Origin of the sequence: Amycolatopsis sp. VS8301801F10 (genome assembly GCF_046195355.1) — a bacterium.
Taxonomy (GTDB): domain Bacteria; phylum Actinomycetota; class Actinomycetes; order Mycobacteriales; family Pseudonocardiaceae; genus Amycolatopsis.
In genome coordinates this window covers 2929957-2955662 of sequence record NZ_CP176065.1, presented here as the reverse complement: position 1 = coordinate 2955662, position 25706 = coordinate 2929957, and the positions used below count along the sequence as shown (strand labels likewise).

General features: G+C 70.0%; 27 protein-coding genes. 12 read left to right on the top strand and 15 right to left on the bottom strand.

From position 1 onward, the window contains the following. Nucleotides 1–36: 36 nt before the first annotated feature. The gene (locus F9C11_RS14235) at nt 37–180 is read right to left on the bottom strand and encodes a hypothetical protein (RefSeq protein WP_409185332.1); all 144 of its coding nucleotides are present in this window, start codon (nt 178–180) and stop codon (nt 37–39) included. Nucleotides 181–418: 238 nt separating this feature from the next. On the opposite strand from F9C11_RS14235, the gene F9C11_RS14230 reads away from it, so the two are divergent. After that, the gene (locus F9C11_RS14230; RefSeq protein ID WP_037715481.1) at nt 419–616 is read left to right on the top strand and encodes a hypothetical protein; all 198 of its coding nucleotides are present in this window, start codon (nt 419–421) and stop codon (nt 614–616) included. Between the two features lie 641 nt (nt 617–1257). After that, on the top strand, nt 1258–2232 hold the full coding sequence (locus F9C11_RS14225; RefSeq protein ID WP_409185331.1) for an esterase-like activity of phytase family protein: 975 nt from the start codon (nt 1258–1260) through the stop codon (nt 2230–2232). A gap of 54 nt (nt 2233–2286) precedes the next feature. Here the strand turns inward: F9C11_RS14225 and F9C11_RS14220 are convergent, their stop codons facing one another. From F9C11_RS14220 to F9C11_RS14210, 3 genes are all read right to left on the bottom strand, one after another. Continuing rightward, a complete protein-coding gene (locus F9C11_RS14220) occupies nt 2287–3558 on the bottom strand; it encodes an aspartate aminotransferase family protein (RefSeq protein WP_409185330.1) in 1272 nt (423 codons plus the stop codon). A 69-nt stretch (nt 3559–3627) separates the two neighbouring features. Next, on the bottom strand, nt 3628–3903 hold the full coding sequence (locus F9C11_RS14215; protein WP_409185329.1) for a hypothetical protein: 276 nt from the start codon (nt 3901–3903) through the stop codon (nt 3628–3630). A gap of 13 nt (nt 3904–3916) precedes the next feature. Beyond that, nucleotides 3917–5245, bottom strand: a complete 1329-nt coding sequence (locus F9C11_RS14210) for an MFS transporter (protein ID WP_409185328.1) — start codon at nt 5243–5245, stop codon at nt 3917–3919. Nucleotides 5246–5492: 247 nt separating this feature from the next. On the opposite strand from F9C11_RS14210, the gene F9C11_RS14205 reads away from it, so the two are divergent. Further along, entirely contained in the window at nt 5493–6170 is a 678-nt protein-coding gene (locus F9C11_RS14205; protein ID WP_409185327.1) for a GntR family transcriptional regulator, read from the top strand. A gap of 3 nt (nt 6171–6173) precedes the next feature. On the opposite strand, the gene F9C11_RS14200 is transcribed toward F9C11_RS14205, so the two are convergent. From F9C11_RS14200 to F9C11_RS14185, 4 genes are all read right to left on the bottom strand, one after another. Continuing rightward, nucleotides 6174–6596, bottom strand: a complete 423-nt coding sequence (locus F9C11_RS14200; RefSeq protein ID WP_409185326.1) for an EVE domain-containing protein — start codon at nt 6594–6596, stop codon at nt 6174–6176. Next, entirely contained in the window at nt 6593–6829 is a 237-nt protein-coding gene (locus tag F9C11_RS14195) for a hypothetical protein (RefSeq protein ID WP_409185325.1), read from the bottom strand. Before F9C11_RS14195 ends, F9C11_RS14200 begins: the two co-directional genes overlap by 4 nt. Next, complete coding sequence (locus F9C11_RS14190) at nt 6822–7190, bottom strand: VOC family protein (RefSeq protein WP_409185324.1); 369 nt, start codon at nt 7188–7190, stop codon at nt 6822–6824. Before F9C11_RS14190 ends, F9C11_RS14195 begins: the two co-directional genes overlap by 8 nt. Nucleotides 7191–7345: 155 nt before the next feature. Then, entirely contained in the window at nt 7346–8992 is a 1647-nt protein-coding gene (locus tag F9C11_RS14185) for a thiamine pyrophosphate-binding protein (protein ID WP_409185323.1), read from the bottom strand. Between the two features lie 184 nt (nt 8993–9176). Here F9C11_RS14185 and F9C11_RS14180 point away from each other — a divergent pair, with 184 nt between their 5' ends. Then, nucleotides 9177–10544 (top strand): WS/DGAT/MGAT family O-acyltransferase, encoded by a 1368-nt coding sequence (locus F9C11_RS14180; protein ID WP_409185322.1) that lies wholly within the window; start codon nt 9177–9179, stop codon nt 10542–10544. A gap of 1 nt (nt 10545) precedes the next feature. Here F9C11_RS14180 and F9C11_RS14175 read toward each other — a convergent pair whose 3' ends face one another. Beyond that, on the bottom strand, nt 10546–11496 hold the full coding sequence (locus F9C11_RS14175) for an aldo/keto reductase (RefSeq protein ID WP_409185321.1): 951 nt from the start codon (nt 11494–11496) through the stop codon (nt 10546–10548). 85 nt (nt 11497–11581) lie between these two features. Here F9C11_RS14175 and F9C11_RS14170 point away from each other — a divergent pair, with 85 nt between their 5' ends. Continuing rightward, entirely contained in the window at nt 11582–12811 is a 1230-nt protein-coding gene (locus F9C11_RS14170; protein ID WP_409185320.1) for an MFS transporter, read from the top strand. Between the two features lie 126 nt (nt 12812–12937). Here F9C11_RS14170 and F9C11_RS14165 read toward each other — a convergent pair whose 3' ends face one another. Together F9C11_RS14165 and F9C11_RS14160 are read right to left on the bottom strand one after the other, a co-directional pair. After that, nucleotides 12938–14320, bottom strand: a complete 1383-nt coding sequence (locus tag F9C11_RS14165) for an amidase (protein ID WP_409185319.1) — start codon at nt 14318–14320, stop codon at nt 12938–12940. Continuing rightward, on the bottom strand, nt 14302–15249 hold the full coding sequence (locus F9C11_RS14160) for a D-2-hydroxyacid dehydrogenase (protein ID WP_409186906.1): 948 nt from the start codon (nt 15247–15249) through the stop codon (nt 14302–14304). The genes F9C11_RS14165 and F9C11_RS14160 overlap by 19 nt, the downstream gene beginning before the upstream one ends. Nucleotides 15250–15410: 161 nt before the next feature. On the opposite strand from F9C11_RS14160, the gene F9C11_RS14155 reads away from it, so the two are divergent. From F9C11_RS14155 to F9C11_RS14140, 4 genes are all read left to right on the top strand, one after another. Continuing rightward, entirely contained in the window at nt 15411–16151 is a 741-nt protein-coding gene (locus F9C11_RS14155) for an Asp/Glu/hydantoin racemase (protein WP_409185318.1), read from the top strand. A 46-nt stretch (nt 16152–16197) separates the two neighbouring features. Further along, on the top strand, nt 16198–16932 hold the full coding sequence (locus F9C11_RS14150; RefSeq protein WP_409185317.1) for a maleate cis-trans isomerase: 735 nt from the start codon (nt 16198–16200) through the stop codon (nt 16930–16932). A gap of 3 nt (nt 16933–16935) precedes the next feature. Further along, nucleotides 16936–17622: a GntR family transcriptional regulator gene (locus F9C11_RS14145; protein WP_409185316.1), complete on the top strand. Its 687-nt coding sequence runs from the start codon at nt 16936–16938 to the stop codon at nt 17620–17622. A 114-nt stretch (nt 17623–17736) separates the two neighbouring features. Beyond that, nucleotides 17737–17943, top strand: coding sequence for a hypothetical protein (locus F9C11_RS14140; RefSeq protein WP_409185315.1), 207 nt, complete (start codon nt 17737–17739; stop codon nt 17941–17943). A 131-nt stretch (nt 17944–18074) separates the two neighbouring features. Here F9C11_RS14140 and F9C11_RS14135 read toward each other — a convergent pair whose 3' ends face one another. The 4 genes from F9C11_RS14135 to F9C11_RS14120 form a co-directional block, all read right to left on the bottom strand. Further along, on the bottom strand, nt 18075–18575 hold the full coding sequence (locus tag F9C11_RS14135) for a GNAT family N-acetyltransferase (RefSeq protein ID WP_409185314.1): 501 nt from the start codon (nt 18573–18575) through the stop codon (nt 18075–18077). A gap of 53 nt (nt 18576–18628) precedes the next feature. Next, complete coding sequence (locus F9C11_RS14130) at nt 18629–19096, bottom strand: DUF4262 domain-containing protein (RefSeq protein ID WP_409185313.1); 468 nt, start codon at nt 19094–19096, stop codon at nt 18629–18631. A gap of 70 nt (nt 19097–19166) precedes the next feature. Further along, nucleotides 19167–20222, bottom strand: a complete 1056-nt coding sequence (locus tag F9C11_RS14125; RefSeq protein ID WP_409185312.1) for a tartrate dehydrogenase — start codon at nt 20220–20222, stop codon at nt 19167–19169. Then, nucleotides 20219–21682: an NAD-dependent succinate-semialdehyde dehydrogenase gene (locus tag F9C11_RS14120; RefSeq protein WP_409185311.1), complete on the bottom strand. Its 1464-nt coding sequence runs from the start codon at nt 21680–21682 to the stop codon at nt 20219–20221. Before F9C11_RS14120 ends, F9C11_RS14125 begins: the two co-directional genes overlap by 4 nt. Nucleotides 21683–21775: 93 nt before the next feature. Between F9C11_RS14120 and F9C11_RS14115 the strand changes: the two genes are divergently transcribed. The 3 genes from F9C11_RS14115 (at nt 21776) to F9C11_RS14105 (ending at nt 25701) form a co-directional block, all read left to right on the top strand. Continuing rightward, nucleotides 21776–23032, top strand: coding sequence for an aspartate aminotransferase family protein (locus tag F9C11_RS14115; RefSeq protein WP_409185310.1), 1257 nt, complete (start codon nt 21776–21778; stop codon nt 23030–23032). A 3-nt stretch (nt 23033–23035) separates the two neighbouring features. Further along, nucleotides 23036–23536: a DUF3830 family protein gene (locus tag F9C11_RS14110; RefSeq protein WP_409185309.1), complete on the top strand. Its 501-nt coding sequence runs from the start codon at nt 23036–23038 to the stop codon at nt 23534–23536. A 779-nt stretch (nt 23537–24315) separates the two neighbouring features. Next, nucleotides 24316–25701: an FAD-binding oxidoreductase gene (locus F9C11_RS14105; protein WP_409185308.1), complete on the top strand. Its 1386-nt coding sequence runs from the start codon at nt 24316–24318 to the stop codon at nt 25699–25701. Nucleotides 25702–25706: the final 5 nt, after the last annotated feature.

Below are 25706 nucleotides of genomic sequence, written 5' to 3'. Positions count from 1 at the left end.
CTTCCTTGTGGCACAAGGAGTTTCGCCCGGCGCGGCCTAGGCTTCGAAGGCCCGCTTTTCCAGCGAGGCCGCGATCTGTTTCAGATCCGCGGACGTGAGATTCGCGGTGCAGCAGTCGGCGAGGTAGCGGTCGTACTGCTCGATGGCCCGCTGGTAGGCGGACGACCTCGTTGCCGACACCCGCGGCGCCGACGAGCCCGCAGGCTTCCGCGACCCCGATCTTGAACCTGAGCGGTTTCCTGGCCTGAGATCCGGGCGCCGGCTGCGTCATGAAACGCTCCGGGTCGCTCGGGAGGGGGACCTGGATTGCCGAGCGAATCGAACACGTGTTCTACTGGTTGGGCCGGCCCCGGAGGGGGAAGCTCCGCGGGCCGGCACCCAGGCAAAACCGTCCTTCGATCGATGTTCAGGAGGCAGTGTGGCGGTCAAGATCACCCACCTCGCCAGTGGTCAGCAGGTCCGCTTCGCGAACGCGGACGGCGCCCGCCGCTATGCCGAGATCATGGGCGGCGGCGTGGACAAATGGCGGTTCACGATCGTCCCCGGGGACAGCGGGGCTCCCGGGATGCCCGCGGCGGTCGTCAACGTGCCGGTGTGGCGGACCGTCGCCCGGTGAGGGATTCGCGGCGAGCGGCGGCGGTCTCTTGGCGGCCACCCGCCTGGTGACCGCCGCACGGCGACCGCCGCACCGGCAGCTGGCAACCGATGGCCGCCGCCGGACGACCGGCACCCGAGCACCGACGCCGCACGAACGCCACCCCATCGCCGACGCGAAACGGCCACCACCCCATCGCCGCCGCCGCACGAACGCCACCCCACCGCCGCCGAGAAACCGCCGCCACCCCATCGCCGCCGCCGCACGAACGCCACCCATCGCCGCCGCGAAACGGCCGCCACCTCACCGCCGACGCGAAACGGCCGCCACCCCAACGCCGCCGGACGATCGGCATGCGGTCGCGGTCGTCCGAGGTCCGTCTGTCCGTTTGCCCGTTGACAGCACGGCAATCGGCCCGCCGGGAAACCGCCGTGCCGGTCATCGGGACAACGTCACCTGCTGTTTGTTGCTTACCGGCCGCGCATTGTGCTCCACTGTCGATCACCCACTGCTGTAAGTCCCGCGACGCGGGACCGCCGCTTGTCAGCAGCGACCACCTCGGCACGGCCCGCGTCCGTGCCCGACGGACAGAAGGAGCGGCTCCTTTGCTTGCGCACCAGCGTGGAACACATCGTCGTGGAAAAATCCGGGGCATCGTCGCGTTGTCGGTGCTCGCGCTCGCGGTCGGGGCCGGTGCGGCCCACGCGGCGCCGGCGGCCACTCCGAAGGCCACGGCGTGGCCCGGCGGGTCGAAGGTGGCCATCGCCGACGACTCCGGGGTTTTCGGCAGCAACCTCAGCGGCGTCTCGTACGAATCGCCCACCGTGCTCTGGGCGGTGAAGAACGGCCCGAGCACCCTGTATCGGCTCGTCCAGGACGGCAAGAAGTGGCGGCCCGACACCGCCAACGGCTGGGCCAAGGGCAAGCCCATGCACTACTCCGACGGCAGCGGCGACCCGGACGCCGAAGGGGTCGTCTTCACCCCGGACGGCGTCTTCACCGCCACCGAGCGCGACAACGACGACGGCGACACGAGCAAGCCCGCCGTGCTCCGGTACGCGACCTCCGGGACGAGCAAATCCCTGAAAGCGACCGGGGAATGGGACCTCACCTCGGATCTGCCGTCGGTCGAGCCCAACAAGGGTCTCGAGGCCATCGCCTGGGTCCCGGACTCGGCGCTCACCGCGCACAAATTCCGGGACGAGCACACGAAAGCCGCGTACAACCCGGCGAACTACCCGAACCACGGGACCGGGCTGTACTTCGTCGGGCTCGAGGACAACGGGAAGGTCTACGCGTACGCGCTCGACCAGTCCGGCGGCAAGTACACGCGCGTCGCGTCCTTCGACAGCGGGTTCCCGGCGGTGATGGACCTCGAGTACGAACCGTCGACCGGCCACCTGTGGGCCGAATGCGACAACACCTGCAAGGGCCGCACCACCACGCTCGACGTCAACTCCTCCGGCGCGTTCGCGGTCACCGCGCAGTACGACCGCCCGTCCGGAATGTCGAACTACAACAACGAAGGTTTCGCGATCTCGCCGACCTGCGCGAACGGGACCAAGCAGGTCGTGTGGTCCGACGACGACAACGACGACGACCACGCGCTCCGCACCGGGACGCTGACCTGTAAGTAGTCCTCCGCGGACGCCCTGCGGCGGCACCGGAAACCCGGTGCCGCCGCGGTGTCGTCAGTTCTTCAGCAAGCGGTCCAGCGCCCGCGGAACGGCCGCGGCCAGCAGGTCCAGCTCGGCTTCTTCGGCGACCAGCGGCGGCGACACCGCCATCCCCTTGCCGAGCGCGCGCACGATCACGCCCTCCTCGAGCAGGAACTTGTGCAGCCGTCCGGGCGCGCCCGGGTCCGCGGCCAGCAGGTCCGGCGCGAGTTCCACCGCCGCCAGGAATCCCAGCCCGGCCCGGACTTCCGCCACCGCCGGATGCCCGACGGCCCCGGAAAGCGCGTCCGCGAGCGGCTTCTCCAGCAACTTGCCGCGCGGGATGATGTCGTCGCGTTCGTAGATGTCCAGCGTCGCGTTCGCCGCGGCGCAGGCGACCGGGTGCCCGGCGTACGTCGCGCCGTGGCGCAGGATCGGCGCGCCCGGGCGGCCGGTGAAGAACGGCTCCGCCACGTGCGGCGCGACCAGCAGCACGCCCAGCGGGATGGTCCCGCTCGTCACGCCCTTCGCCGTGGTCACCAGGTCCGGCTGCACGGACCAGCGGTCGATGCCGTACCAGGTGCCGAGCCGGCCCCACGCGCAGATCACGCAGTCCGCGACGAACAGCACCTCGTGCTTGCGGCAGATCGCCGCCACTTCCTCGAGGTACCCCTCCGGCGGCAGCAGCACGCCGCCCGCGCCGATGACCGGTTCGCAGAAGAACGCGGCCACCCGCTCCGGACCGACGCGGAGGATTTCCTCCTCCAGCGCCGCCGCGTTGTCGTAGGGCACCTGCGAGAAATCCGCGGCCGGCGGACCCCAGCCCTCCGCGTTCGCCGGGATCCCGGCCGCGGCGGTACCGAATCCGTGCGTGCCGTGGTAGCCCTGGGTCCGGCTGATCACGTGGGTCTTGTCCGGGCGTCCAGTGTGGACGAAGTATGACCGGGCGATCTTCACCGCGGTGTCCACCATGTCGCCGCCGCCCGAGCCGAGGAACACCTTCGACCCCGGCACCGGTGCCAGCTCCGACAGCCGCGACGCCAGCTTCAGCGCGGGTTCGTTCGCGACGCCGCCGAACAGGTTGTACGCGTCGAGCTTCTCCAACTGCTCGGCGACCGCGCGAGTGATCTCGGGACGGCCGTGGCCGAGATTCGAGTACCACAGCGACGCGGAGGCGTCGAAGTAACGACGGCCCGCGTCGTCCCAGACATAGGACCCCTCGCCGCGGGTCACCACGAACCGGTTCCCGTCGACCGCGCCCATGTCCGCGAACGGGTGCCACAGCGGGTTCGGCTGCTGGTCCGGCATTGCTCCTCCTCGGGGTCGGCTCAACCGGCCGGCGCCGCGGGGAGCGGCGACCGGCCGCCGCCGCCCTTTCTACCCGCCCGGCCGGGGATCGGCGAACCGCGACCCCTCGACGCGCGCCATCGCGGAACTCCGCAGTCCAGGGTTCCGATGGCGCTGTCCCCGGCCGGGCAGACCGGACGCGGGCCGCCGCGCCGGACGGCGGCACGCCAGCTCGCCCTTGTACAGCTCGGCGGTGCGGACCAGATCGGCGTAGGCCTCGACGTGCATCCGGTTGATGGCGTCGTGCGCGTCCCGGGCTGCCGCGTCGAGCCACGCGCAGTAGTCGCTTCGGGTCTGGGTCCGCATCGCGCGCCCCCGCTCAGACGTTTTCGACGGTGGTTGCCGATGCGTTCGCGGGCGCGGAACTGAGCGACGCGCCCTTCCGGTCCTTGACGAAGAAGCTGGTGACCAGGCCGATCACGGTCATCACGGCGAGGTAGCCGCCGACCGCGTAGACGGTGCCGGTGTTGGTCTGCAGAGTTTCGGCGATGGTCGGCGCGAACGCCCCGCCGAGCACCGCGCCGATCGCGTACGAGATCGCCGCGCCGCTGTAGCGGACCGTCGTCGGGTACATCTCCGCGTACAGCGCCGACTGCGGGCCGTAGGTGAACCCGAGCCCGACCGAGAACAACACCAGCGAGAGCACAAGCAGTCCGACGCTTCCCGTGTTGACCAGGGCGAAGAACGGGAACATCCAGACCAGCTGCAGCACGAACCCGACCTGGTAGGTGCGCACGCGGCCGATCCGGTCGGCGAGCCAGCCGCCGACGAGCGTGCTCAGCAGCCAGGCGACGGCGGAGATCATCACCGCGATCAGCACCGTCGAACGGTCCAGGTGCAGTGATTTGGTCGCGTACGACTGCACGTATCCGCCGGTGGTCATGTAGCCGACGGCGTTGTTGGCCGCGAACAGCAGCGCGCCCGCGATGACAAGCTTCCAGTGGTGCCGGAACAACTGCACCAGCGGCATGCTCGATCGTGCCTTCTTCTCGCGGACCTCCTCGAACACCGGGCTTTCCGCGACCCGCGACCGGATCATCAGTCCGGCCACGATCAGCACCACGCTGAGCAGGAACGGGATCCGCCAGCCCCAGGCCAGGAACTGTTCCGGCGAGGTGAGCGCGGTGACCAGCGCGAGAACGCCGTTGGCCAGCAGCAGCCCGATCGGGACGCCGATCTGCGGGAACGCGCCGTACAGCCCGCGCCGCTGGGCGGGCGCGTGCTCGACCGCGAGCAGTGCCGCGCCGCCCCATTCGCCGCCCGCGGAAAGCCCCTGCACGATGCGCAGCAGCACCAGGATGATCGGGGCCCACACGCCGATCGACGCGGTGTTCGGCACCAGGCCGATCAGCACCGTCGAAATCCCCATCAGCAGCAGGGTGAGGATCAGCATCGCGCGCCTGCCGAGGCGGTCGCCGAGATGCCCGGCGATCACCGCGCCGACCGGGCGGAAGAAGAAGCTGATGCCGATCGTCGCGAACGACACGATCAACGCGTCCTTGCCGAGCACCGCGAAATACTGCGTCGCGAAGACCAGTCCGGCGCAGATCGCGTAGATGAAGAAGTCGAACCATTCGATAGTCGTGCCGACCATCGCCGCCAGCACGACGCGGCGGTGTTCTCTGCTGATCCCGGTCGTGCGCGGCATCGCGCCTCCCCTGCTGACAGTGCTTCAGGCCGTGGCAGATCGTATATAATCAGTCGCCATCCCGACAAGCCTCAATGCGGTAACTGACCAGGCCGTTTGTCTACAGTGGTCGGAACTGACAGCGTACGTGCGATTTCCACGCAGCGGACGCGTCCGCTGGATAGTATATTATTTAGCGCAACGAACGGACCGGTTACCGTGGCCTGGACACCCCGCCCCGGCGGGTTGCGAAGGGGAGGCGACAGGGATGTCCACAACGCACGAGCAGGCCGGGCTCAGTAAGAGCCAGCACACCTATCAGGTGCTGAAATCCCGGATCACCGCGGGCGAGTACCCGGCCGGGCACCGGCTGGTCCTCGGTTCGCTGGCGAAGGAATTCGACGTGAGCACGGTCCCGGTGCGGGAAGCCGTCCGGCTGCTGCAGGCCGAGGGGCTGGTGCACTTCGAGCGCAACGTGGGCGCGACCGTCGCGGCGATCGACCCGGTCGGCTACGAGCACACGATGCAGATGCTCGCGATCGTGGAAAGCGCGGCGACCGCGCTCGCCGCGCCGCACCTGACCGCCGACGACCTCGCCGAGGCGGCCGAACTCAACAACCGCATGCGCGCCGGTCTCGACCAGCTCGAACCGGTCGAGTTCACCCGGCTCAACCACGAGTTCCACGAGGTGCTCTACACCCGCTGCCCCAACCCCACCCTGGTCGACCTGGTCAAAAAGGGCTGGGCGCAGCTGGCCGCGATCCGCGATTCGACGTTCTCGTTCGTGCCCGCCCGAGCACTCGCGTCGGTCGCCGAACACGACCAGCTGCTGGACCTGATCCGCGCCGGTTCCGGTGCCGAATGGATCGAGCACTGCGCGCGGGCGCACCGGTCAGCAACGCTGGACGCGTTCCTCAGCTGGGAAGCGGATTCGCATCGCAGCTGACCTTCACCCGGTCATCCGCGCGAGGATCGTCGCGAAATCCCGCTGAGGAATGGGAAACAAGCCGCGGCGGAACGGCAGACCCCAATGCGCGGGATCGGCGATGAACGACAACTGGCCGACGAGCGGTTTGGCGTCCACCCGTGCGCAGTCATGAAAGGAAGCCGCGAGCCGCCATGGCCGGAAATCGTCGGTAACGTAGGCCTGGTAAGGCTTTTCGCCGGTGATGGTGGCCCACGCGGTAAACTGCCGGACCGGTTTACCGCCCGACAAACTGGTGCGCGGCGAGTAGAAAATCATCTCATCGCCCGGACGCGGCTGCCGAAGACGTTTGCCCGCACCGTGCTCCGCCTGGGTGAAGCCGCCCTCGGCGGCGGCTTCCACGTGGTCCAGAGTGACGGTGTTGATCCAGAACCGCTGACTGTTCACGGTGCCGTCAACCCTTCGAGCAGGCCGGGCGTCGGCCTGCCGATGAGCCGGGAGAGAGCGGAATCCGACAGGTCCACGGACGCGGTCCGGAATCCGGCGGAAGCGAGTTCCGCGAGACGCGCTGGGTTCCGGCCCGCCGCGGTGATCGTTTCCGGGTTCCGGCCCCGCGCGACCAGCGCGGGCGAGACCTGCCGGCCGAGCGGTCCGAAAACCAGGGTGCTCGCCTCAGCCACGGTCGTGGAGGGTGACGTGGTAGCCGTCGGGGTCGGCGAAGGTGAACGTGCGGCCGAAGGGACCGTCGATGGGCGCGGAGACGATGCGGTGCCCGTCGGCGACGAGCGCGTCGTGAATTGCCTGGACGTCGGTGGCGAGCAGCCAGATCGCGGCACCGAGGCCCGGCTGGGCGACGGAGGCGAGATCGGTGCCGGGAACGACCTCGCGGAGGGCGAAGGCGATCGGCTTCGTTTCGAAGACGACGGCGTGCGGAGGTCCTGCGGGCGAGCGGACGAGGCCGAGGTAGCGCTCGTAGAACGCCTGTGACGCGTCCAGATCGCGTGCCTGGAGCGAGAGGAAATCGGGGCCGACGGCGGGCATGGTGCTGCTCCTTTGCTCGGTGTCAGGTTCCTGACATCAACCACTGTATGTCAGGAACCTGACATGAGCAAGGCCAGGGCGGCGCCAACGTGGAAAGGTGTCGCTGGGTGCGGACGGCCGCGAGGGGAATCAGCCAGCGTCCGGGAGGGTTCGGCTCAGCCGCGCGGTTTGCGGTACCACCGCGGCGAAGTGTTCAGCGGCGGCTTGAGCTTCGCGCGCACCACCAGCACGTTCGGCTCGTCCGATTCGACGAATTCGCTCAGCAGCCGGCGAAACGCGCGGCCGAAGCCGGACACCCGGTCCGCGTGCACGCCGAACGAGCGGGCCAGTCCGACGAAATCCGGGCTGTCCCAGTCGACTCCGCGGCGCGGCAGGCCTTCCTGGTCCTGGTCGTAGCGCAGCATGCCGTAGCCGCCGTCGTCCACCACCACGACCGTCACCGGCAGCTGTTCCTCGGCCAGCGTCGCCAAATCCCCTACCGCGTAAAGGAAACCGCCGTCGCCGGTGACGCACAGGACACGCCCGCCGCCTGCCGCCTCGGCTGCCGCGCCCGCGCCGAGCGACGCCGGGAAGCCGTAGCCGAGCGTGCCCCAGCCCATCGGGTACGCCAGCCGCCGCGGCGCGCGAACCCGGTGGAAGCCGCCGATCCAGTACCCGGCGACGCACATGTCGGCGACGATCGTCCCGTCCGCCGGGAGCACTTCTTCCAAAGTGGACAGAAAGTCGGCGGCCTGCGGCTCCTCGTCCCGGATGCGCCTGCGCACCCGGCGGCCGATCCCGGCCAGCCGCGCGGTCAGCTCGTCCAGGCCGGACCGCGTTTCCGGGTGCAGGGATTCGACGACGCGGCGGGCGTCGCCGACCAGGGTGACGTCCGGCCGGTAGTTCTTCGCCGCGTCGCCCGCGTCGACGTTGATCGCGATCAGCTTCGGCGGCGCGGGCATCTGCCAGTTCTGCGTCATCAGGCCGTCGAAATCGGTGCCGATCGCGAGCACCACGTCGGCCTCGTCCCACAGCTGCCCGACCTCCGGCGCGTGCACCGGATTCGGGGCCAGGCAAGGATGATCGAGCGGAAGCAGGCCGCGCGCGCCGAACGTGGTCAGCACCGGCGCGGCCAGCCGCTGCGCGAGCTGCCCGATCGCTTCCCCGGCTTCCGCCCGCAGCGCACCGCCGCCCGCCCAGATCAGCGGACGGCGCGCGGACGCCAGCAGCTCCGCCGCGCGCGGCAGGTCCGGCAGGTCGAGCACGCGTTCGGCGGGCGGGGCGGGCGGTTCGCGCGGCGGCGTGGTCTCGCGGAGGAAATCGGTCGGAATGCCCAAATACACCGGACCGCTTTGCGGCATCAGGGCGAGCCGGGCGGCCCGGTGCAGCGTCGCGGCGATCTGGTCCGCGCGGTGCACCGTGAACCCGGCCTTGGTCACCGGCGCGAACATCGCCTGCTGGTCGGAGGTTTCGTGCAATACGCCGCGCACGACACCCGGACGGCGCAGCGTCGACGGAATGTCCGTGGCGATCACGAGCACCGGAGCCGCGGATGCCATCGCTTCGCCGACCGCGCCGAGCGTGTTCGCCGCGCCGGGGCCGGTGGTCACGAGCGCGACGCCGAGTTTTCCCGTCCTGCGCGCATAACCGTCGGCCGCGTAGCCCGCGGTCTGTTCGTGCCGGACGTTGACGAGCCGGATCCCGGTGTCCGCCAACGCCTCCCACAGCGGCAGGTTGTGGACCCCCGGCAGGCCGAACACCACCTCGGTCCCGAGAGCCGTGAGCGCGTCCCCCAGCTGCTGAGCTCCAGTCCGTCCTGCCACGCCAGCGATGGTATCCGCCTCCCGTAAGCAGCTGCAGACACGTCACCGGACAGGGTTTGTCACCGCCGCGCGGCCCGGTTGTCCCCCGGCTGGCCGCGAGATCTGAAGCACCGCCTTTTTCGTGCGTACACTCCGGGTGCCGGGGACGCCGAGGTCCCCCGGCGCGGCGGGAAGGGGTGGCGCAATGCCGTTGATGCCGGTGACCGACTCGATGTTCCTGATGGTCGAGACCCGCGAGCACCCGATGCACGTCGGCGGGCTTCAGCTGTTCCGCAAACCCGAGGGCGCCGGCGAGGACTATCTGCGCGATCTGCGCCGCTCGCTGCTGGAATCGGACAACATGCGCAGCGTGTTCCGGATGCGGCCGAGCCGTCCGGTGAACACCGTCGGGCACGTGCGCTGGTCGCGGGACACCGACCTGGAACTCGACTACCACTTCCGGCATTCCGCGCTGCCGCAGCCAGGCCGCATCCGTGAACTGCTCGAACTCACCTCGCGCTGGCACAGCACACTGCTCGACCGGCACCGGCCGCTGTGGGAAACGCACCTCGTCGAAGGACTGCGCGACGGCCGGTTCGCGGTGTATTCGAAGATCCACCACGCGCTGATGGACGGCGTTTCGGCGTTGCGCCATCTGCAAGGCACGCTGTCCGACGACCCGGCTGACCTGGACTGCCCGCCTCCGTGGGGTTCGCGCGACAAGCCCGCCGCGAACCACGACGGCCGCGCGGCCAAGTCGCCGTTCGCCCTGGTGGGCAAGACGTTCGAGCAGGTGGCGGGGATCGCGCCGGCCGCGGCGAAGGTGGCGCGCGAGGCGTTCCGCGAGCACCGGCTCACGCTGCCGATGCAGGCGCCGAAGACGATGCTGAACGTGCCGATCGGCGGTGCGCGCCGGTTCGCCGCGCAGTCCTGGCCGCTCGACCGGGTGCGCGAGGTCGCGACCGCCGCCGGCGTGTCCCGCAACGACGTCGTGCTCGCGATGTGCTCCGGCGCGCTGCGCGACTACCTGATCGAACAGAGCGCGCTGCCGGACGCGCCGCTGGTCGCGATGGTCCCGGTGTCGCTGCGCCGCCGCGACTCCGGCGACGCCACCGGCAACAACATCGGCGCGCTGCTGTGCAACCTGGCCACCGACCTGACCGACCCGGCACAGCGGCTGGCCGCGATCTCCGAGTCGATGTCGAACGGAAAGAAGCTGTTCTCGCAGCTGTCGCCGCTGCAGACGCTGCTGCTGTCCGGGCTCAACGTGGCCCAGCTGGGCGCGTCGCCGATCCCCGGTTTCGTCGGCAACACCCGGCCGCCGTTCAACCTGGTGATCTCGAACGTGCCCGGCCCGCGCAAGCAGATGTACTGGAACGGCGCGGCGCTCGACGGCATCTACCCGGCGTCGGTGCTGCTCGACGGGCAGGCCCTGAACATCACGCTGACCAGCAACGGAGACAATCTCGACTTCGGCGTCACCGGATGCCGGCGCAGTGTCCCGCACCTGCAGCGGATCCTGACGCACCTCGACACGGCGCTGGCCGAGCTGGAATTCGCGACCCGGGTCTAGGTCAGTCGATGCCCTCCGGGCTGGCTCCGCCGACCGGCACGGCGTCCGCGACGATCCGGTTGATCTCGGCGAGGTCGGCCGGAGTGAGCTGGAAGTCGGTCGCGCTCTTTTCGATGCTGGCCGGGCGGCGGGCGCCGACGATGGCGACGTCGACCTTCGCCAGCGTCCACGCGATGGCCAGCTGGCTCACTGTCGCGCCTCGTTCGCTGGCGAAAGCGGAGAGCTGGTCGACGATCTTCAGGTTGTGCCGCAAGGATTCTCCGCGGAAAGCGGACGAGCGCGACCGCCAGTCCGAGGCGTCGAAGACCGTCGACGCGCTCAACGAGCCGGTGAGCAGACCGCTGCCGAGCGCGCTGTAGGCAAGCACGCCGAGGTCGTGCACACGGGCGTACGGGAGCGGGTCGGTTTCCGCGCCGCGGCGGAAGAGGTGATACGGCACCTGCACGGTTTCCACCGTCTCGTGCACTGCGCTGAGCTGCGCGGAGTCGTAGTTCGAGACCCCGACGTGACGCACCTTGCCCACGTCCACGAACTCTTGCAGCGTTCCGGCGACCTCGGCCGCCGGCGTCCGCGGATCGGGCCAATGGATCTGGTACAGGTCGAGATGGTCGACGCCGAGCGCGCGCAGGCTCTCGTCCACCCCTTGGGCGAGCCACGCTCGGCGGGAATCGCGGATGCGGGCGGAACCAGGATGAGTCCCGCCCTTTGTCGCGATGACGACGCTGTCGCGGCGATAGTCCAGCTCGCTGCGCAACGCTTTGCCCAGGAGAGATTCGGCGGTGCCGTAAGCACGTGCGGTGTCGAAAAGGGTGATGCCCAGTTCGTGCGCGCGCCGGATCGCAGCGATCGCGGTGTCCTCGTCGAAACTGCCCCACTGCCCGCCGAACCCGCCGGTGCCGAAGGCGATCCGGGACACTTCGAGGCCGCTGCGGCCAAGGGTCGTCGTCCGCATGAACCGAGCACAGCATCGCCGTCTGCCCGGCGCGAATGCTCCCACGTGCTGATTATTCGGTTGACAGTCGCGGGAAACTCAGCCGGTGCGCTTCCTGGAGCCGTTGCGGCACCGCAGTTTCCGCGCCCTCGCCGCCGGCCGGACGCTTGGTGCCTTCGGCAATTCGGTCGCTCCGGTCGCCCTCGCGTTCGCGGTGCTCGACCGCACCGGGTCGGCGGTCGATCTCGGGCTGGTCGTCGGGGCCCGGTCGCTGGCGAACGTGCTCCTGCTGCTTTTCGGCGGGGTGCTCGCGGACCGGCTGCCGCGCGCGGTGATCCTGCAGGGCACCGAGACCGCGGCCGGGCTCAGCCAGGCGCTGATCGCCGTGAGTGTCCTTTGTGGATTCTCCACGCTTCCGTTCCTCGTCTCGCTGAGCGTGGTCAACGGGGCGGTCTCGGCGATGTCGATGCCCGCCGCGGGCGCGATCACCCCGCAGACCGTGCCGAGGGAGCTGCTGGCTCCGTCGAACGCGTTGCTGGGGCTGCTGATCAACGGCGTCCGCATCGCCGGGGCGGGAGTCGCCGGGGTCGTGGTGGCGGCGGCCGGATCCGGCTGGGCGCTGGCGGTGAACTCGCTGCTGTTCTTCGCCGCCGCGCTCGCCTATCACGCGGTCCGGCTGCCGAGCGGCGAACGAACGCCGGGCAGCAGGCCGATCGCCGATCTGGTCGCCGGATGGCACGAATTCCGGTCCCGCACCTGGGTGTGGGCAGTGGTGGCGCAGTTCGCGGTCGTCAACGCCGCCGGATTCGGCGCGCTCTCGGTCATCGGGCCGGTCGTCGCGGACGAGACCTTCGGCCGGTCCGGCTGGGGCCTGGCGCTGGCGACGCAGACCGCGGGCGCGCTGCTGGGCGGGATCGTCGCGGCGCATTGGCAACCGCGGCACGCCCTGTTCCTCGGGGTCGCCCTGGTGGCGTTGGACGCGCTGCCGGTGCTGACGCTCGGCTGGTGGCCGTCGTTCGTCCCGGTGCTGATCGCGATGCTGGCGGCCGGGCTGGCGATGGAGCAGTTCAGCGTCGCGTGGGACGTTTCGCTGCAGGAACACATCCCGCCCGACCGGCTCGCGCGCGTGTACTCCTACGACATCCTGGGGTCGATCGCCGCGATGCCGCTCGGGCAGATCGCGGCGGGTCCCCTCGTGCAGCACTTCGGCCGCGAGCCGGTGCTGGTCACGTGCGGAATGCTGAGCCTGGTCGCGACCGGGCTCGCGCTGTGCAGCCGCGAGGTCCGGAAACTCACGAACCGGCCGGCGGCTCCGGCCGTACCGACCGGAAGCTGACCGCGCTCGCGCTGAACACCAGCTCGTCGTCGCCGTTGAACGGCTCCATCCGAGTGCGCACGAGGCCGCGGTCGGGCTTCGCCTTCGCCTCCGCCGGGTCGACGTGGAAGCTCCGCGGGCCGTACCTCACGGCGCGGCCCAGGGCCGGACCTCCTCCAGCAGCTTCGCGACCGCCAGCACCAGATCGTCCGAATGCCGGGGGCCGACGATCTGCAGGCCCACCGGAAGGCCCGCTTCGGTGCGCCCGGCCGGGACGCTGATCGCCGGCTGCTGCGTCATGTTGAACGGGTAGGTGAACGGCGTCCACTCCGGCCATTCGGTCATCCCGCTGCCCGGCGGCACGTCGTGGCCCGCCTCGAACGGCGGGATCGGGACGGTCGGCGTCAGCAGCACGTCGTAGCGGGTGTGGAACTCGCCCATCAGGATGCCGAGCGCGGCGCGCTCCGCGGTGGCGTCGAGGTAATCGCTCGCGGAGTAGGTGTGGCCGCGTTCCCACACGCGCCGCAGGCCCGGGTCGACCCGCGGTTCGCTGCCCGGCGGGAACGCGTCGAGCGATTTCGCCGCGCCCGCCGACCACAGCACGTCGAACGCGTCCTTCGGGTCGGCGAATCCGGGGTCGGCCTGCTCCACCTGCAGCCCGGCGTCGGCCAGCGACTGCACCGCCGACTGGACGATCGCCGCGACTTCCGGGTCCACGTCGACGAAACCGAGCGACGGCGAGTACGCGGCGATCAGCCCGCGCACGTCGCGCCGCACTGCCTCGCGGTACGCGCTGACCGGCGGCGCGAGCCCGGTCGGGTCGCGGTGGTCCGGCAGCGCGAGGACGTCCAGCAGCAACGCCGTGTCGTCCACGCTGCGCGCCATCGGCCCGGCGTGCGCGAGCGGGCCGAACGGGCTCGCCGGGAACAGCGGGACCCGGCCATGCGTCGGCTTCATGCCGACGATTCCGCAGAACGACGCGGGAATCCGGATCGAGCCGCCGCCGTCGGTGCCGACGGACAGCTCGCCCATCCCCGCCGCGACCGCGGCCGCGCTGCCGCCGCTGGACCCGCCCGCCGTCATCCGCGGGTTCACCGGATTGCGCGTGATGCCCGCGAGCGCGCTGTCGGTGACGCCCTTCCACGCGATCTCCGGCGTGGTCGTCTTGCCGAGCACGACCAGGCCCGCCTCGCGCATCCGCGCCATCACCGGGCTGTCGACGTCCCACGGCTGGTCGACCGGGATGCTCGTGGAACCGCGCAGCGTCGGCCAGCCCTGGGTGAGGAAGATGTCCTTGATCGACGCCGGCACGCCGTCGAGCGCGCCGATCGGATTCCCGTCGCGCCACCGGGCCTCGGCCGCTTTCGCCTGGTCGAGCGCCCGCTCGGCGTCGACGAGGCAGTAGGCGTTGACCTCGCCGTCGCGGTCCTCGATGTTCTGCAGGGCCGCCTTCGTCGCCTCGACCGGCGACAGCTCGCCGGTGGCGTAGGCGGCGACGAGTTCGCTGGCGGTCAGTTCCCGGTCGCCCATCCGGCGCCTCCCTGCGATTCGGACGGCACGTAGCCGAGCCGTTTGTCCACGACGTTCCACAGCGGTTCGCCGGCGAGCCAGCGCCGGAAGTTCCCCTCGAACACCTCGACCAGCGTCCGCCGCCAGCCCAGGAAGTCGCCCGACATGTGCGGGGACAGCAGGACGTCCGGCATGGTCCACAGTGGACTTTCGGCGGGCAGCGGCTCGGTTTCGAAGACGTCGAGCGCGGCGCCGGCGATCTCCCCGGCCCGCAGCGCGGCGATCAGGTCGGAAGTGACCACCAGCTCGCCGCGGCCCACGTTGACGAACCGCGCGGACGGCTTCATCGCGGCGAACGCGGCGGCGTCGAACATGCCCTTGGTCTGGTCGGTGAGCGGCGCGACCGCGACGACGTAGTCGAACTCGGGCAGATACCGCGTCAGCTCGGCGGATTCGCGCACGACGCCGAAATCCGGATCCCCGGCCCGGGCGCGGCGGCCCGCCCCGGACACCCGCATCCCGGCCGCGCGCAGCATCCGCGCGATGGCCCTTCCGATCGGCCCGGTGCCGACCACCAGCACCTCCCGCCCGGCGATCCGCTCGGTCTCGCGGTGCTGCCACGTGCCGGCGCGCTGCAGGTCGAGCGACCGCGCGAAGTCCTTGGCGAACGCCAGCACGACGCCGAGCACGTACTCGGCGATGGCGTCGTCGAACACGCCGCGCGAGTTCGTGAGCACGACGTCGCTCTCGCGCAGCCCCGGGAACAGCACCGGATCGACGCCGGCGCTCGCGATGTGCAGCCACTGCAGCCGGTCCGCCGATTTCCACGCCGCCGGGACCGCGGTGGAGAGGAAATCGTAGACGAACAACGCGTCGGCTCCGGCCAGCGCAGCGGCGAGGCCGCGCTCGTCGGTGTAACGAACTACCGCCGCCTCTTCGATAGCGGCCATGTCCGGTGGTTGGGCCGCCCCGCAGAGCACGGCCAGGACGGGAGTTTCCGGGGCGTTCACGATTGACACGGTAAAAGTGGCTCGTATGATTGTCAACAATCCGAGGACCACCCCCGGAGCACCGGACGGGCATCGGCACAGCGTATTCCGGAGGCTGAACCTTGGATCTGGACTTCCTCGCGTTCGAGGGCCCGCTCGCCCAGCGCGGCATCGGCGTGATCGCGCCGTTCGACCTCGCGCTCGAGCGCGAACTGTGGCGCTGGGTGCCGATGGAGGTGTCGCTGCACCTGGCCCGCACCCCCTACGAACCGGTCCCGGTGAGCATGGAGATGGCCCAGCTGGTGAGCGACAGCCGGCACCTCGCCACGGCCACGCGCGACGTGCTGCACGTGGAGCCCGAGGTGGTCGCGTACCTGTGCACCTCGGGCAGCTTCGTGAACGGCATCGACTACGAACGCTCCCTCACCAAGGCGATCTGCGACGCGGGCGCGCCGGACGCGGTCACCACCTCCGGCGCCCTCGTCGAGGTGCTGCACCAGCTCGACCTGCGCCGGGTCTCGGTGCTCACGCCGTACGACGCCGACCTCACCGGCAAACTCCACGATTTCCTCGCCGAGGTCGGCGTGACCACCGTGTCCAGCGACCATCTCGGACTGGGCGGCGGCATCTGGAAGGTCAGCTACCGCACCATCGCCGAGCGGATCCTGGCCGCGGACCACCGCGAAGCCGAGGCGATCTTCGTCAGCTGCACCAACCTCCCCACGTTCGACCTGATCGAACCGCTGGAGAAGGCGCTCGGCAAACCCGTGCTGACCGCCAACCAGCTGACCATGTGGGCCTGCCTGCGCCGGATGCGGCTGCCCGTCGTGGGACCCGGCCACTGGCTCCGGGAGGTGTCTTGACCGCTCCCGCTAATATTGTCGACAATCTGCGCATCCCGGAGGTTTCGTGACCACGATCGGCTTCATCTACCCCGACCACGCGGCCGAGGACGACTACCCGCTCGCGGAACAGCTTCTCGGCGGCTCCGATTCCGCCGCCGGAGCCATCAGCCTGCCGGTCGCGCACATCTACGGCACCGACCTGCACGCCGTGCCCGAACTGCTCGACCTTGGCAGCGAAACCCGGCTCGCCGAAGGCGCCCGGCTGCTCGCCAAGCACCAGCCGGAAGCGGTGGTGTGGGCTTGCACGTCCGGCAGCTTCGTGTACGGCTGGGACGGCGCGCGCAACCAGGCCGACCAGCTCGCCAAGGCCGCTGGGGTCCCGGCTTCGAGCACCTCGTTCGCCTTCGTGCACGCGGCAAAAGCCCTTGGCGTGCAACGAGTCGCGGTGGCCGCGAGCTACCCCGACGACGTCGCGCGGCTGTTCGTGGACTTCCTCGCCGCGGGCGGCGTCGAGGTGCTCTCGATGTCGAGCGCCGACATCGACACCGCCGCCGAGGTCGGCCAGCTCACGCCCGAGGCCGTGGTCGATCTGGCGGTCAGCCACGACCACCCGGACGCCGACGCGGTCCTGGTGCCGGACACCGCGATGCGCACGCTCGGCGAGATCACCGACATCGAGGCGAAGCTCGGCAAGCCGGTGCTGACCGCCAACCAGGTGACCGTGTGGGAAGGCCTGCGGCTGACCGGCGAGACCCGGCTGGTGCGTTCGCTGGGCGCGTTGTTCCGGACGAGGGGCTGACCCGTGGTCGCACTGCCTGACATAGAACCGGTGAGCCGGGAATCGACCGCCGCCGTGATCGCGCGCCAGCTGCGCGACGCGATCATGACCGGAGCCCTGCCCCCGGGAACCCAGCTCGGCGAAACCGATCTGGCCGCCCGCTTCCAGGTCTCGCGCGGCCCGCTGCGCGAGGCGATGCAGCATCTCGTGTCCGAGGGTTTGCTGCGCAGCGAACGCCACCGGGGCCTGTTCGTGATCGACCTCGAACCGGCGGACGTCTTCGACATCTACCTCGCCCGCTCGGCGGTCGAACGGGCGGCCCTGCTGTGCGCTTTCCGCGGCGACCGCGAGGCGGTGGCCACCACGCTGGAACAGAACGTGGCCGACATGGCGGCGGCCGCGGACGATCCGGCCGCGCTGTCCGAGGCTGATCTGCGCTTCCACGAGGCGCTGATCAACGCGTCGGGCAGCAAGCGGCTGGTGCGCATGGCCCGGACGCTGCTGATCGAGACGCGGATGTGCCTGACGTTGCTGCAGAGCACGTACCAGGGCGTGGAGGACCGGGTGGAGGAGCACACGCGGATCATCGAAGCCCTGCGCTCGGGCGACGAGGAGACCGCGCTGCAGTTGCTGGACGCGCACATGGAGGACGCGATCAGCCGGTTGCTTCCGGGCCGGAGCTTGAAGGACCGGGCGGCGGCCGCGGAGTGAGGTCGCGCTCCGGTGCCTGCCGTGGGCGGAGGTCATAGCCCCAGCACCTCCGCCATCGTGCCGCCCAGGACCCGGTCTCGTACTTCTCCGGGCTGGGTCACGCGTTCGATCGTCGTGCGGGACAAAACTGGGTCGCCGTACGGCGGCGGAGCCGTGCACGACCATCGGGAGTCCACTGTGGTCAGTGGCCGCTCGCAGCACTGGCTCGATCCGCGCGGCGGTGCCGGGAGGCGAGGTCAGTTCGCCGATTCCGGGGAAAACCCGGGCGGCGTGGTCGATTCCGGCGACGAGCTGGCCCGCGGACACGTCCAGGCGGACTGAGCGGAAGCCCAGGAAGCGGCCGCTTGTCCGGGAGCGCTGGGCGAACTCGACCGCCGGGCGGAGGACATCGCGCAGGCGCGGCGCACGCTTCGGGAGGCCATCGCGGCGACGGAGAGCGCCGGCTGAACAGCTCAGGCCGCCGCCGGGTCCACCGTGATCCAGTATCGCCGCACCAGCCCATGGCCGGTCTGGCGAACTTCCTCCAGCACCCCGCCAGCGCGTTCGATCGTCTTGGCGGACGCCAGATTCTCCCCCTCGCACACCAAGAGCACGCGAGACAAGCCCAGCCGCCGCGCTTCGGGCAGCATTTCGCGCAGCGCCCAGGAAGCGAGACCACGGCCGCGCGCGGACGGACGGAGGCCGAAGCCAAGGTGCCCAGCCCAGCGGACGTACTCGGCCGGTCCAGTGCGCAACGCGATTCCGCCGAGCACCCGTCCGTCTTCGACCAGCCAGCGGTGGACAGCATGGTCTGCGGCCAACGAGCCGACCCAGGCGGCGAAGCCGGCCGGCGAATCGACCTGGTCCGCCGCCGAAAGGCCGAAGCCGTCCTCGTGCAAGCCCGGACCCCACTCGCGGTGTGCTTCCAGCCAGGCGCGGTGCAGGCGGACGGTGGGGGCCAGCAGTTCGGGCATGCTCCGATCCTACCGGTGGCAAACGAAGAAAACCCTGGCGCGGCAAGGGAAACTCAACCATGCCGCACCCCCAGCACCGGCTGTCCGCCGCGGCCGGAGTTGTACCGCGGAGACCACGGGAACCAGCCCGCGGAGTCGGCGTACACCAGCTGTCTCGCTTCGATTCCCGCGCCGTAACAGCACACCGCGATATGCAGATGCGCCGCGGGAACGCTGACCTGGACGATTTCCAGCCGCGGCAACCGGGGCAGCAACCACTGTTCGCCGGGCACCGGCGGTCCGGTGCGCAGCGACTGTTCGGCCGCGGCGTTGAGCAGCCGCACCGCGTGGTGCGGCAGCAATCCGGTGACCACCAGCTCGGGCAAGCCCTGCACGGTCAGGCCCGCGGTGTACGCCCAGGGCGGCCGGGAACCCGTTCCCAGCACGCCCTGGACGCACCAGCCGTGCTCCCTGATCTCGTCGAGCACCTCGATCAGGTACTGCTCCTCCGGTCTGTCCGGTTCCTCGCACCTCTGGCACATCGCGCCCTCCTCCCCTCGGGGACCCGTCGGCGGGTCAGGGAAGAGTCAACCGCGCGGCACCGACGAAAAATCAGCGGAGCGAAGCGGCCACCGCGGCGCCGAGCGCGGTTGTGGTAGAGGTTCCGCCGAGGTCGGGGGTGAGCGTTTCGCCCGCGGTCAGCACCTCGTCGACCGAGGCGCGGATCGCTTGTGCGGCAACGGTTTCCCCGAGGTGGTCGAGCAGCATCGCGGCGGCGAGGATCTGCGCGACCGGGTTCGCGATGCCCTGTCCGGCGATGTCCGGGGCACTGCCGTGGACCGCCTCGAACATCGACGGAAACTCACCCGATGGGTTGATGTTTCCGGACGGAGCCATGCCCAGTCCGCCGGTGATCGCGGCCGCGAGGTCGCTCAGGATGTCGCCGAACAGGTTCGACGCCACCACCACGTCGAGCCGGTCCGGGGCCTGCACCATCCGCGCGGCGAGAGCGTCCACATGGCACTGTTCCGCGCGCACGTCCGGGTGCTGGGCCGCGACCTCGGCGAAAATCTCGTCCCAGTACGGCATCGAGTGGATCAGCCCGTTGGATTTGGTCGCCGAGGTGACGTGCCGGGAGCGGGTGCGCGCGAGTTCGAAGGCGTACCGGATGATCCGTTCCACCCCGACCCGCGTGAACACCGATTCCTGCAGCACGAACTCGTCCGGCCGCCCGGCGTTGTGCCGTCCGCCGATTTCGGAGTACTCGCCCTCGGAGTTCTCCCGGACGATCACCATTTCCAGCTCGTCGGCCTTCCGCCCGGCCAGCACCGAGGACGTCCCCGGCAGCAGCCGGACCGGCCGCAGGTTGACGTACTGCTGAAACGCCCGCCGCAACGGGATCAGCAGGCCCCACAAGGAAACGTGGTCCGCGACGCCGGGGAAGCCGACCGCGCCGAGCAGGATGCCGTCGAAACCCGACAGCTGCTCGACGCCGTCTTCCGGCATCATCGCGCCGGTCTTCGTGTACCGCTCGCAGCTCCAGTCGAATTCGGTCCACTCCAAGGAGAAACCGTATTTGTCCGCGGCCGCGTCGAGGACCCGGCGCGCTTCGATCGTGACGTCGACCCCGATTCCGTCGCCCGGGATGCTGGCAATCCGGTGTGTCACAGGCTCACCGCGATGTACTTGGTCTCCAGGAACTCGTCGATGCCGACCGTGCCGCCCTCGCGGCCGAGCCCGGACTGCTTGACGCCGCCGAACGGGGCCGCCGGGTTGGACACGATGCCCTGGTTGAGGCCGATCATCCCGGCCTCCAAGCGTTCCGACACCCGCAGCGCGCGCTTCAGGTCGCTGGTGAACAGGTAGGACACCAGGCCGAATTCGGTGTCGTTGGCCTTCTCGACCGCCTCGTCCTCGGTGTCGAACGGCGTGATCGGCGCGACCGGGCCGAAGATTTCCTCCCTGGCCAGCCGGGCGTCCACCGGCACGTCGGTGAGCACGGTCGCCGGGTAGAAGTGCCCCGGGCCGTCGACCCGCGAACCGCCGGTGAGGACCCGCGCGCCCTTGTCCGTGGCGTCCTTGACCAGCTCGGTCACCTTCTTGACGGCGGCCTCGTCGATGAGCGGGCCGACCACGACGCCCTCCTCGGTGCCCCGGCCCATCGGCAGCGCCTGCATCCGCTCAGTGAGCCGGCGGGAGAACTCCTCGGCCACGCCGCGCTGCACGTAGAACCGGTTGGCCGCGGTGCACGCCTCGCCGATGTTGCGCATCTTCGCCTGCATCGCGCCCTCGACCGCGGCGTCCAGGTCCGCGTCGTCGAACACGACGAACGGCGCGTTGCCGCCCAGCTCCATCGACGTGCGCAGCACCTTCTCCGCGCACTGCTCCAGCAGCTTGCGCCCGACCCCGGTCGAGCCGGTGAAGGACAGCTTGCGCGCGCGTCCGTCGCGGATCAGCGGCTCCATCACGCCGCCCGCGTCCTTGGTGGTGACGACGTTCAGCACGCCCTCGGGCAGCCCGGCGTCGGCGAGGATCTGGGCGAGCGCGAGCATCGACAGCGGCGTCTGCGCGGCCGGCTTGATCACCATCGTGCAGCCCGCGGCGACGGCCGGGCCGATCTTGCGCGTGCCCATCGCCATCGGGAAGTTCCACGGCGTGATCAGCAGCGTCGGACCCACCGGCTGGCGGGTGATCAGGAACCGGCCGTTGCCGTTGGGGGCCACCGCGTAGCCGCCGTCGATCCGCACCGCCTCCTCGGCGAACCAGCGGAAAAACTCGGCGGCGTACGTGATTTCCCCGGCGGCCTCGGCCAGCGGCTTGCCCATTTCCAGGGTCATCAGCAACGCCAGCTCGTCGCGGCGCTCGATGAGCTTGTCGTAGGCCCGGCGCAGGATCTCGCCGCGCTCCCGGGGCGCGACCGCGGCCCAGCCGGACTGCGCCGCGACCGCCGCGTCGAGCGCCGCGAGACCGTCTTCCGGCCCGGCGTCCGCGACCTGGCACAGCACCTCGCCGGTGGAGGGGTCCTGCACGTCGAAGGTCTTGCCGCTGCGCGCGGAGACCCACTTGCCGCCGATGAAGAGTTCCTTGCCGACCGCGCCCACGACGCCGTTCTCGGTGATCCCGCTCATCCAGCTCGCTCCTGTTCCTGTTGTCCCGAACTCATGCTATGGATATTGTCAACAATCGACAACCGTCTCCACCCGCACCCAGGAGGGCGCCGCATGGCCCAGCTTTCCCCGCTGCTCAAGCAGGCAACGCCCGTCGTCGTCGACCACGGTGAAGGGGTTTACCTCTACGACGTCGACGGGAAACGTCACCTCGACTTCACCGCGGGCATCGGGGTGACCAGCACCGGGCACTGCCACCCCCGCGTGGTCGAGGCCGCGCGCGAGCAGATCGGCAAGCTCGTGCACGGCCAGTACACGACGGTGATGCACCAGCCGCTGCTCGAACTGACCCGCAAGCTCGGCGACGTGCTGCCGTCCGGGCTCGATTCGCTCTTCTACGCGAACTCCGGCAGCGAGGCCGTCGAGGCCGCGCTGCGGCTGGCCCGGCAGGCGACGAAGCGGCCGAACGTGATCGTGTTCCAGGGCGGTTTCCACGGCCGCACGGTCGCCGCCGCGACCATGACCACCTCCGGCACGCGGTTCAGCGCGGGCATCTCGCCGCTGATGTCCGGCGTGCACGTCGCACCGTTCCCGTACGCCTACCACTACGGCTGGGACGAGCAGACGGCGACGAAGTTCGCCCTGCGCGAGCTGGACTATCTCTTCCAGACCGTCTCCGCGCCGAGCGAGACCGCCGCGTTCTTCATCGAGCCGGTGCTCGGCGAGGGCGGCTACGTCCCGGCCAACACCGAGTTCATGGCCGGGCTGCGCGAGCGCGCCGACCGGCACGGGATCCTGCTGGTGCTCGACGAGGTGCAGGCCGGGTTCGGCCGCACCGGCAAGTTCTGGGGCCACGACCACTTCGACGTCCGCCCGGACGTCGTGCTGATCGCGAAGGGCCTCGCCAGCGGCTTCCCGCTGTCCGGCATCGCCGCTTCGGAAGAGCTGATGGCGAAGGCGTACCCGGGTTCGCAAGGCGGCACGTACGGCGGCAACGCGGTGTCGTGCGCGGCGGCGATCGCGACCCTCGACGTCATCAAGGACGAAGGCTTGGTCGAGAACGCCGCGGAGCGCGGCCGTCAGCTCCTCGAAGGCGCGCGCGTCATCGCGGACAAGACGCCGGCCATCGGCGACGTACGCGGTCTCGGGCTTCTCGTGGGCACAGAGTTCACCACGGCAGACGGCGAACCCGACACCGCCACCGCGCAGGCCGCGCAGCAGGCGGCGGCGAAGAGCGGACTGCTGCTGCTCACCTGCGGCGCGTACTCGAACGTCGTGCGCATGGTGCCGCCGCTGGTCGTCAACGCGGAACAGGTCGACGACGCCCTGCGCATCTGGGGCGAGGTCGTCACGTCGGTCACGGGGAGCTGAGGCATGGCGCGCTACATCACCATCAGCCTCGACAAGCGCGGCGTCAGCTGCCGTGCCCGGCTGCTCGACGACGAAGCACCGCGTACCTGCAAGGCCGTGTGGGACGCGCTGCCGCAGAGCGGCTCGGCCTACCACGCGAAGTACGCGCGCAACGAGGTCTACACGCTCGTGCCGCCCTTCGCCGAACCCAAACCGGGCCGCGAGAACCCGACCATCACCCCGATTCCCGGCGACGTGGTCTACTTCGGATTCGAGGCCTGGGAAATCGGCAACCCGGCGTACGGCTACGACGAGGGCAGCGAGGCGCACAGCGACCAGGGTGCCACGGATCTCGCGATTTTCTACGGCCGCAACAACCTTCTGATCAACGGCGACGCGGGCTGGGTCCCCGGCAACGTGTTCGCCACGATCGAGGAAGGCCTGTCCGAGATGGCCGCGGCCGCGCAAGACCTGTGGCTGCGGGGCGTGGAAGGCGAGACGCTGTCGTTCGCCCGCGCTGACTGACAGTCGCTCCAGGGCCGGTTCCTCCACCGCGGAGGGACCGGCCCTTTTCGCTGCCCGATCGGGCCAGATTGTCTCTCCAGAGTGAAGCTGGGTTGACCCTCCGCGATCATGGTCGAGACCCCGAATCCCCTGCCGGACAAGGGATCCAGCCTTGATGATCACCCGGCGGTGTGAACCTCGGGAACTCACCAATCGTGGTTTCGCATTCACCGGTTCGAGGGGCGGCTCCGCCCGGTTGCCGCAGCGCGCTTCTGCTACCGAGGGTGAGCGGAGCCGGGGTTCGCTACGAACCGTGGCGAAGAGTCCACAGTGCACCCCCGGCGGCAAACCCGAAAGCCTTACATGTTTAACATGGGAAGATTCCCCGGCCGCCGATCCCTTGCCAGCACAGGGAAATCGGCGTTTTGACACCGCGAGTCCGGCGGTGGAAATCTGCGTTGGCTCCTCGCGAGAGCACCAAGAAAGAACAATCCGAACAAGGAGCCCCTCAATGCAGATGTTCACCCAGCACGCGCACCACGGCCACGACCTGATCTCGGGTCTGCTCGCGCACCTGGCGCACGTGCTCGGCTGGCTCGTCTGACCGGCACCGAGGATTAACCCAGGGGCCGGCCTGTTGGCGCGGGCCGGTCCCTGCTTGGGTTCTCCCCCTTCCTGGCCACGCGCGCGGCGTGGCCTTTTTCGTGCCCGCGTCGGCTAACGTGAAAACTATTCATGGCCAGTCCCGTACCAGAACGGCTAGGCTGCGGCCACGAAGCACGCGCGCACGAGGGAGTGGCATGAGCGAGATCGCAACACAGCTGGCAGGTGCCGTCGGACCGGGAAACCTGCTGACCGGTGACGCGATTTCCGACGACTACGCGCACGACGAGGCGCTCAGCACGCCCGGCCAGAAACCGGCGTACGTCGCGAAGCCGGCCACTGCCGAAGAAGTCTCCGCACTGGTGAAGATCGCCGCCGCCGAGGGCATCCCGGTGACCGCGCGCGGATCCGGCAGCGGCCTGTCCGCCGCGGCGCGTCCGGTCGAGGGCGGCCTGCTCGTCTCGTTCGAGCGGATGAACTCGGTGCTCGAAATCGACACCGGCAACCACGTCGCCGTGGTCCAGCCGGGTGTCACACTGGCCGAACTCGACGCGAAGACCGCCGAGCACGGCCTCACCTACCCGGTTTATCCCGGCGAGCTGAGCGCGAGCGTCGGCGGCACCGTCGGCACCAACGCCGGCGGCATGCGCGCGATCCGCTACGGCATCACCCGCGGCAACGTCTCCGGCCTGCAGGCGGTGCTCGCGACCGGCGAGATCATCCGCACCGGCGGCCGGATGTCGAAGATTTCCAGCGGCTACGACCTCACCCAGCTGATCATCGGCTCCGAGGGCACGCTCGCGCTGGTGACCGAGGTGACCGTGAAGCTGCAGCCCCGGCTGCCGCACGGCGCGACGGTGCTGGCCCCGTTCGACGATTTCGACCAGGTCATGGCCGCGGTGCCGAAGATCGCCGCGAGCGGTCTCGCCCCGCAGATCCTCGAGTACATCGACAACCTGACGATGGCCGCGATGGTCTACAACGACAAGCTCGAACTGGGCGTCCCGGCGGAAATCCGCGACCGGACCCAGGCGTATCTGGCCGTGGCGCTGGAAAACCGGGTGGCCGACCGGCTCGGCGAGGACGTCGAATCGCTCGGCGAACTGCTGGTCGAACTCGGCGCGATCGACGCGTACGTGCTCGAAGGCGGTGCCGCCCGCAAGCTCATCGAGGCCCGCGAAAAAGCCTTCTGGAACGCCAAAGCCGCGGGCGCGGACGACGTGATCGACGTGGTGGTGCCGCGGACCGCGATGCCGCAGTTCCTGGCCAAAGCCCGCGAGCTGGCGATGGCCGCCGGCGGCGGCGCGATCGGCTGCGGGCACGCCGGCGACGGCAACGTCCACCTGGCGATCTTCTGCAAGGACCCGGACACGCGCTCGCAGCTGCTCACCGACATTTTCGGCTACGCCTACGAACTGGGCGGCGCGATCTCCGGCGAGCACGGCCTCGGCCGCACCAAGACCAAGTACTACGCCAAACTCGAGGACCCGGCGAAGCTCGACCTGCTGCGCCGCGTCAAGGAAAGCTTCGACCCGGCCGGGATCCTGAACCCCGGCGTTCTGTTCGCGCAAACCGGAAAGTGAGCACA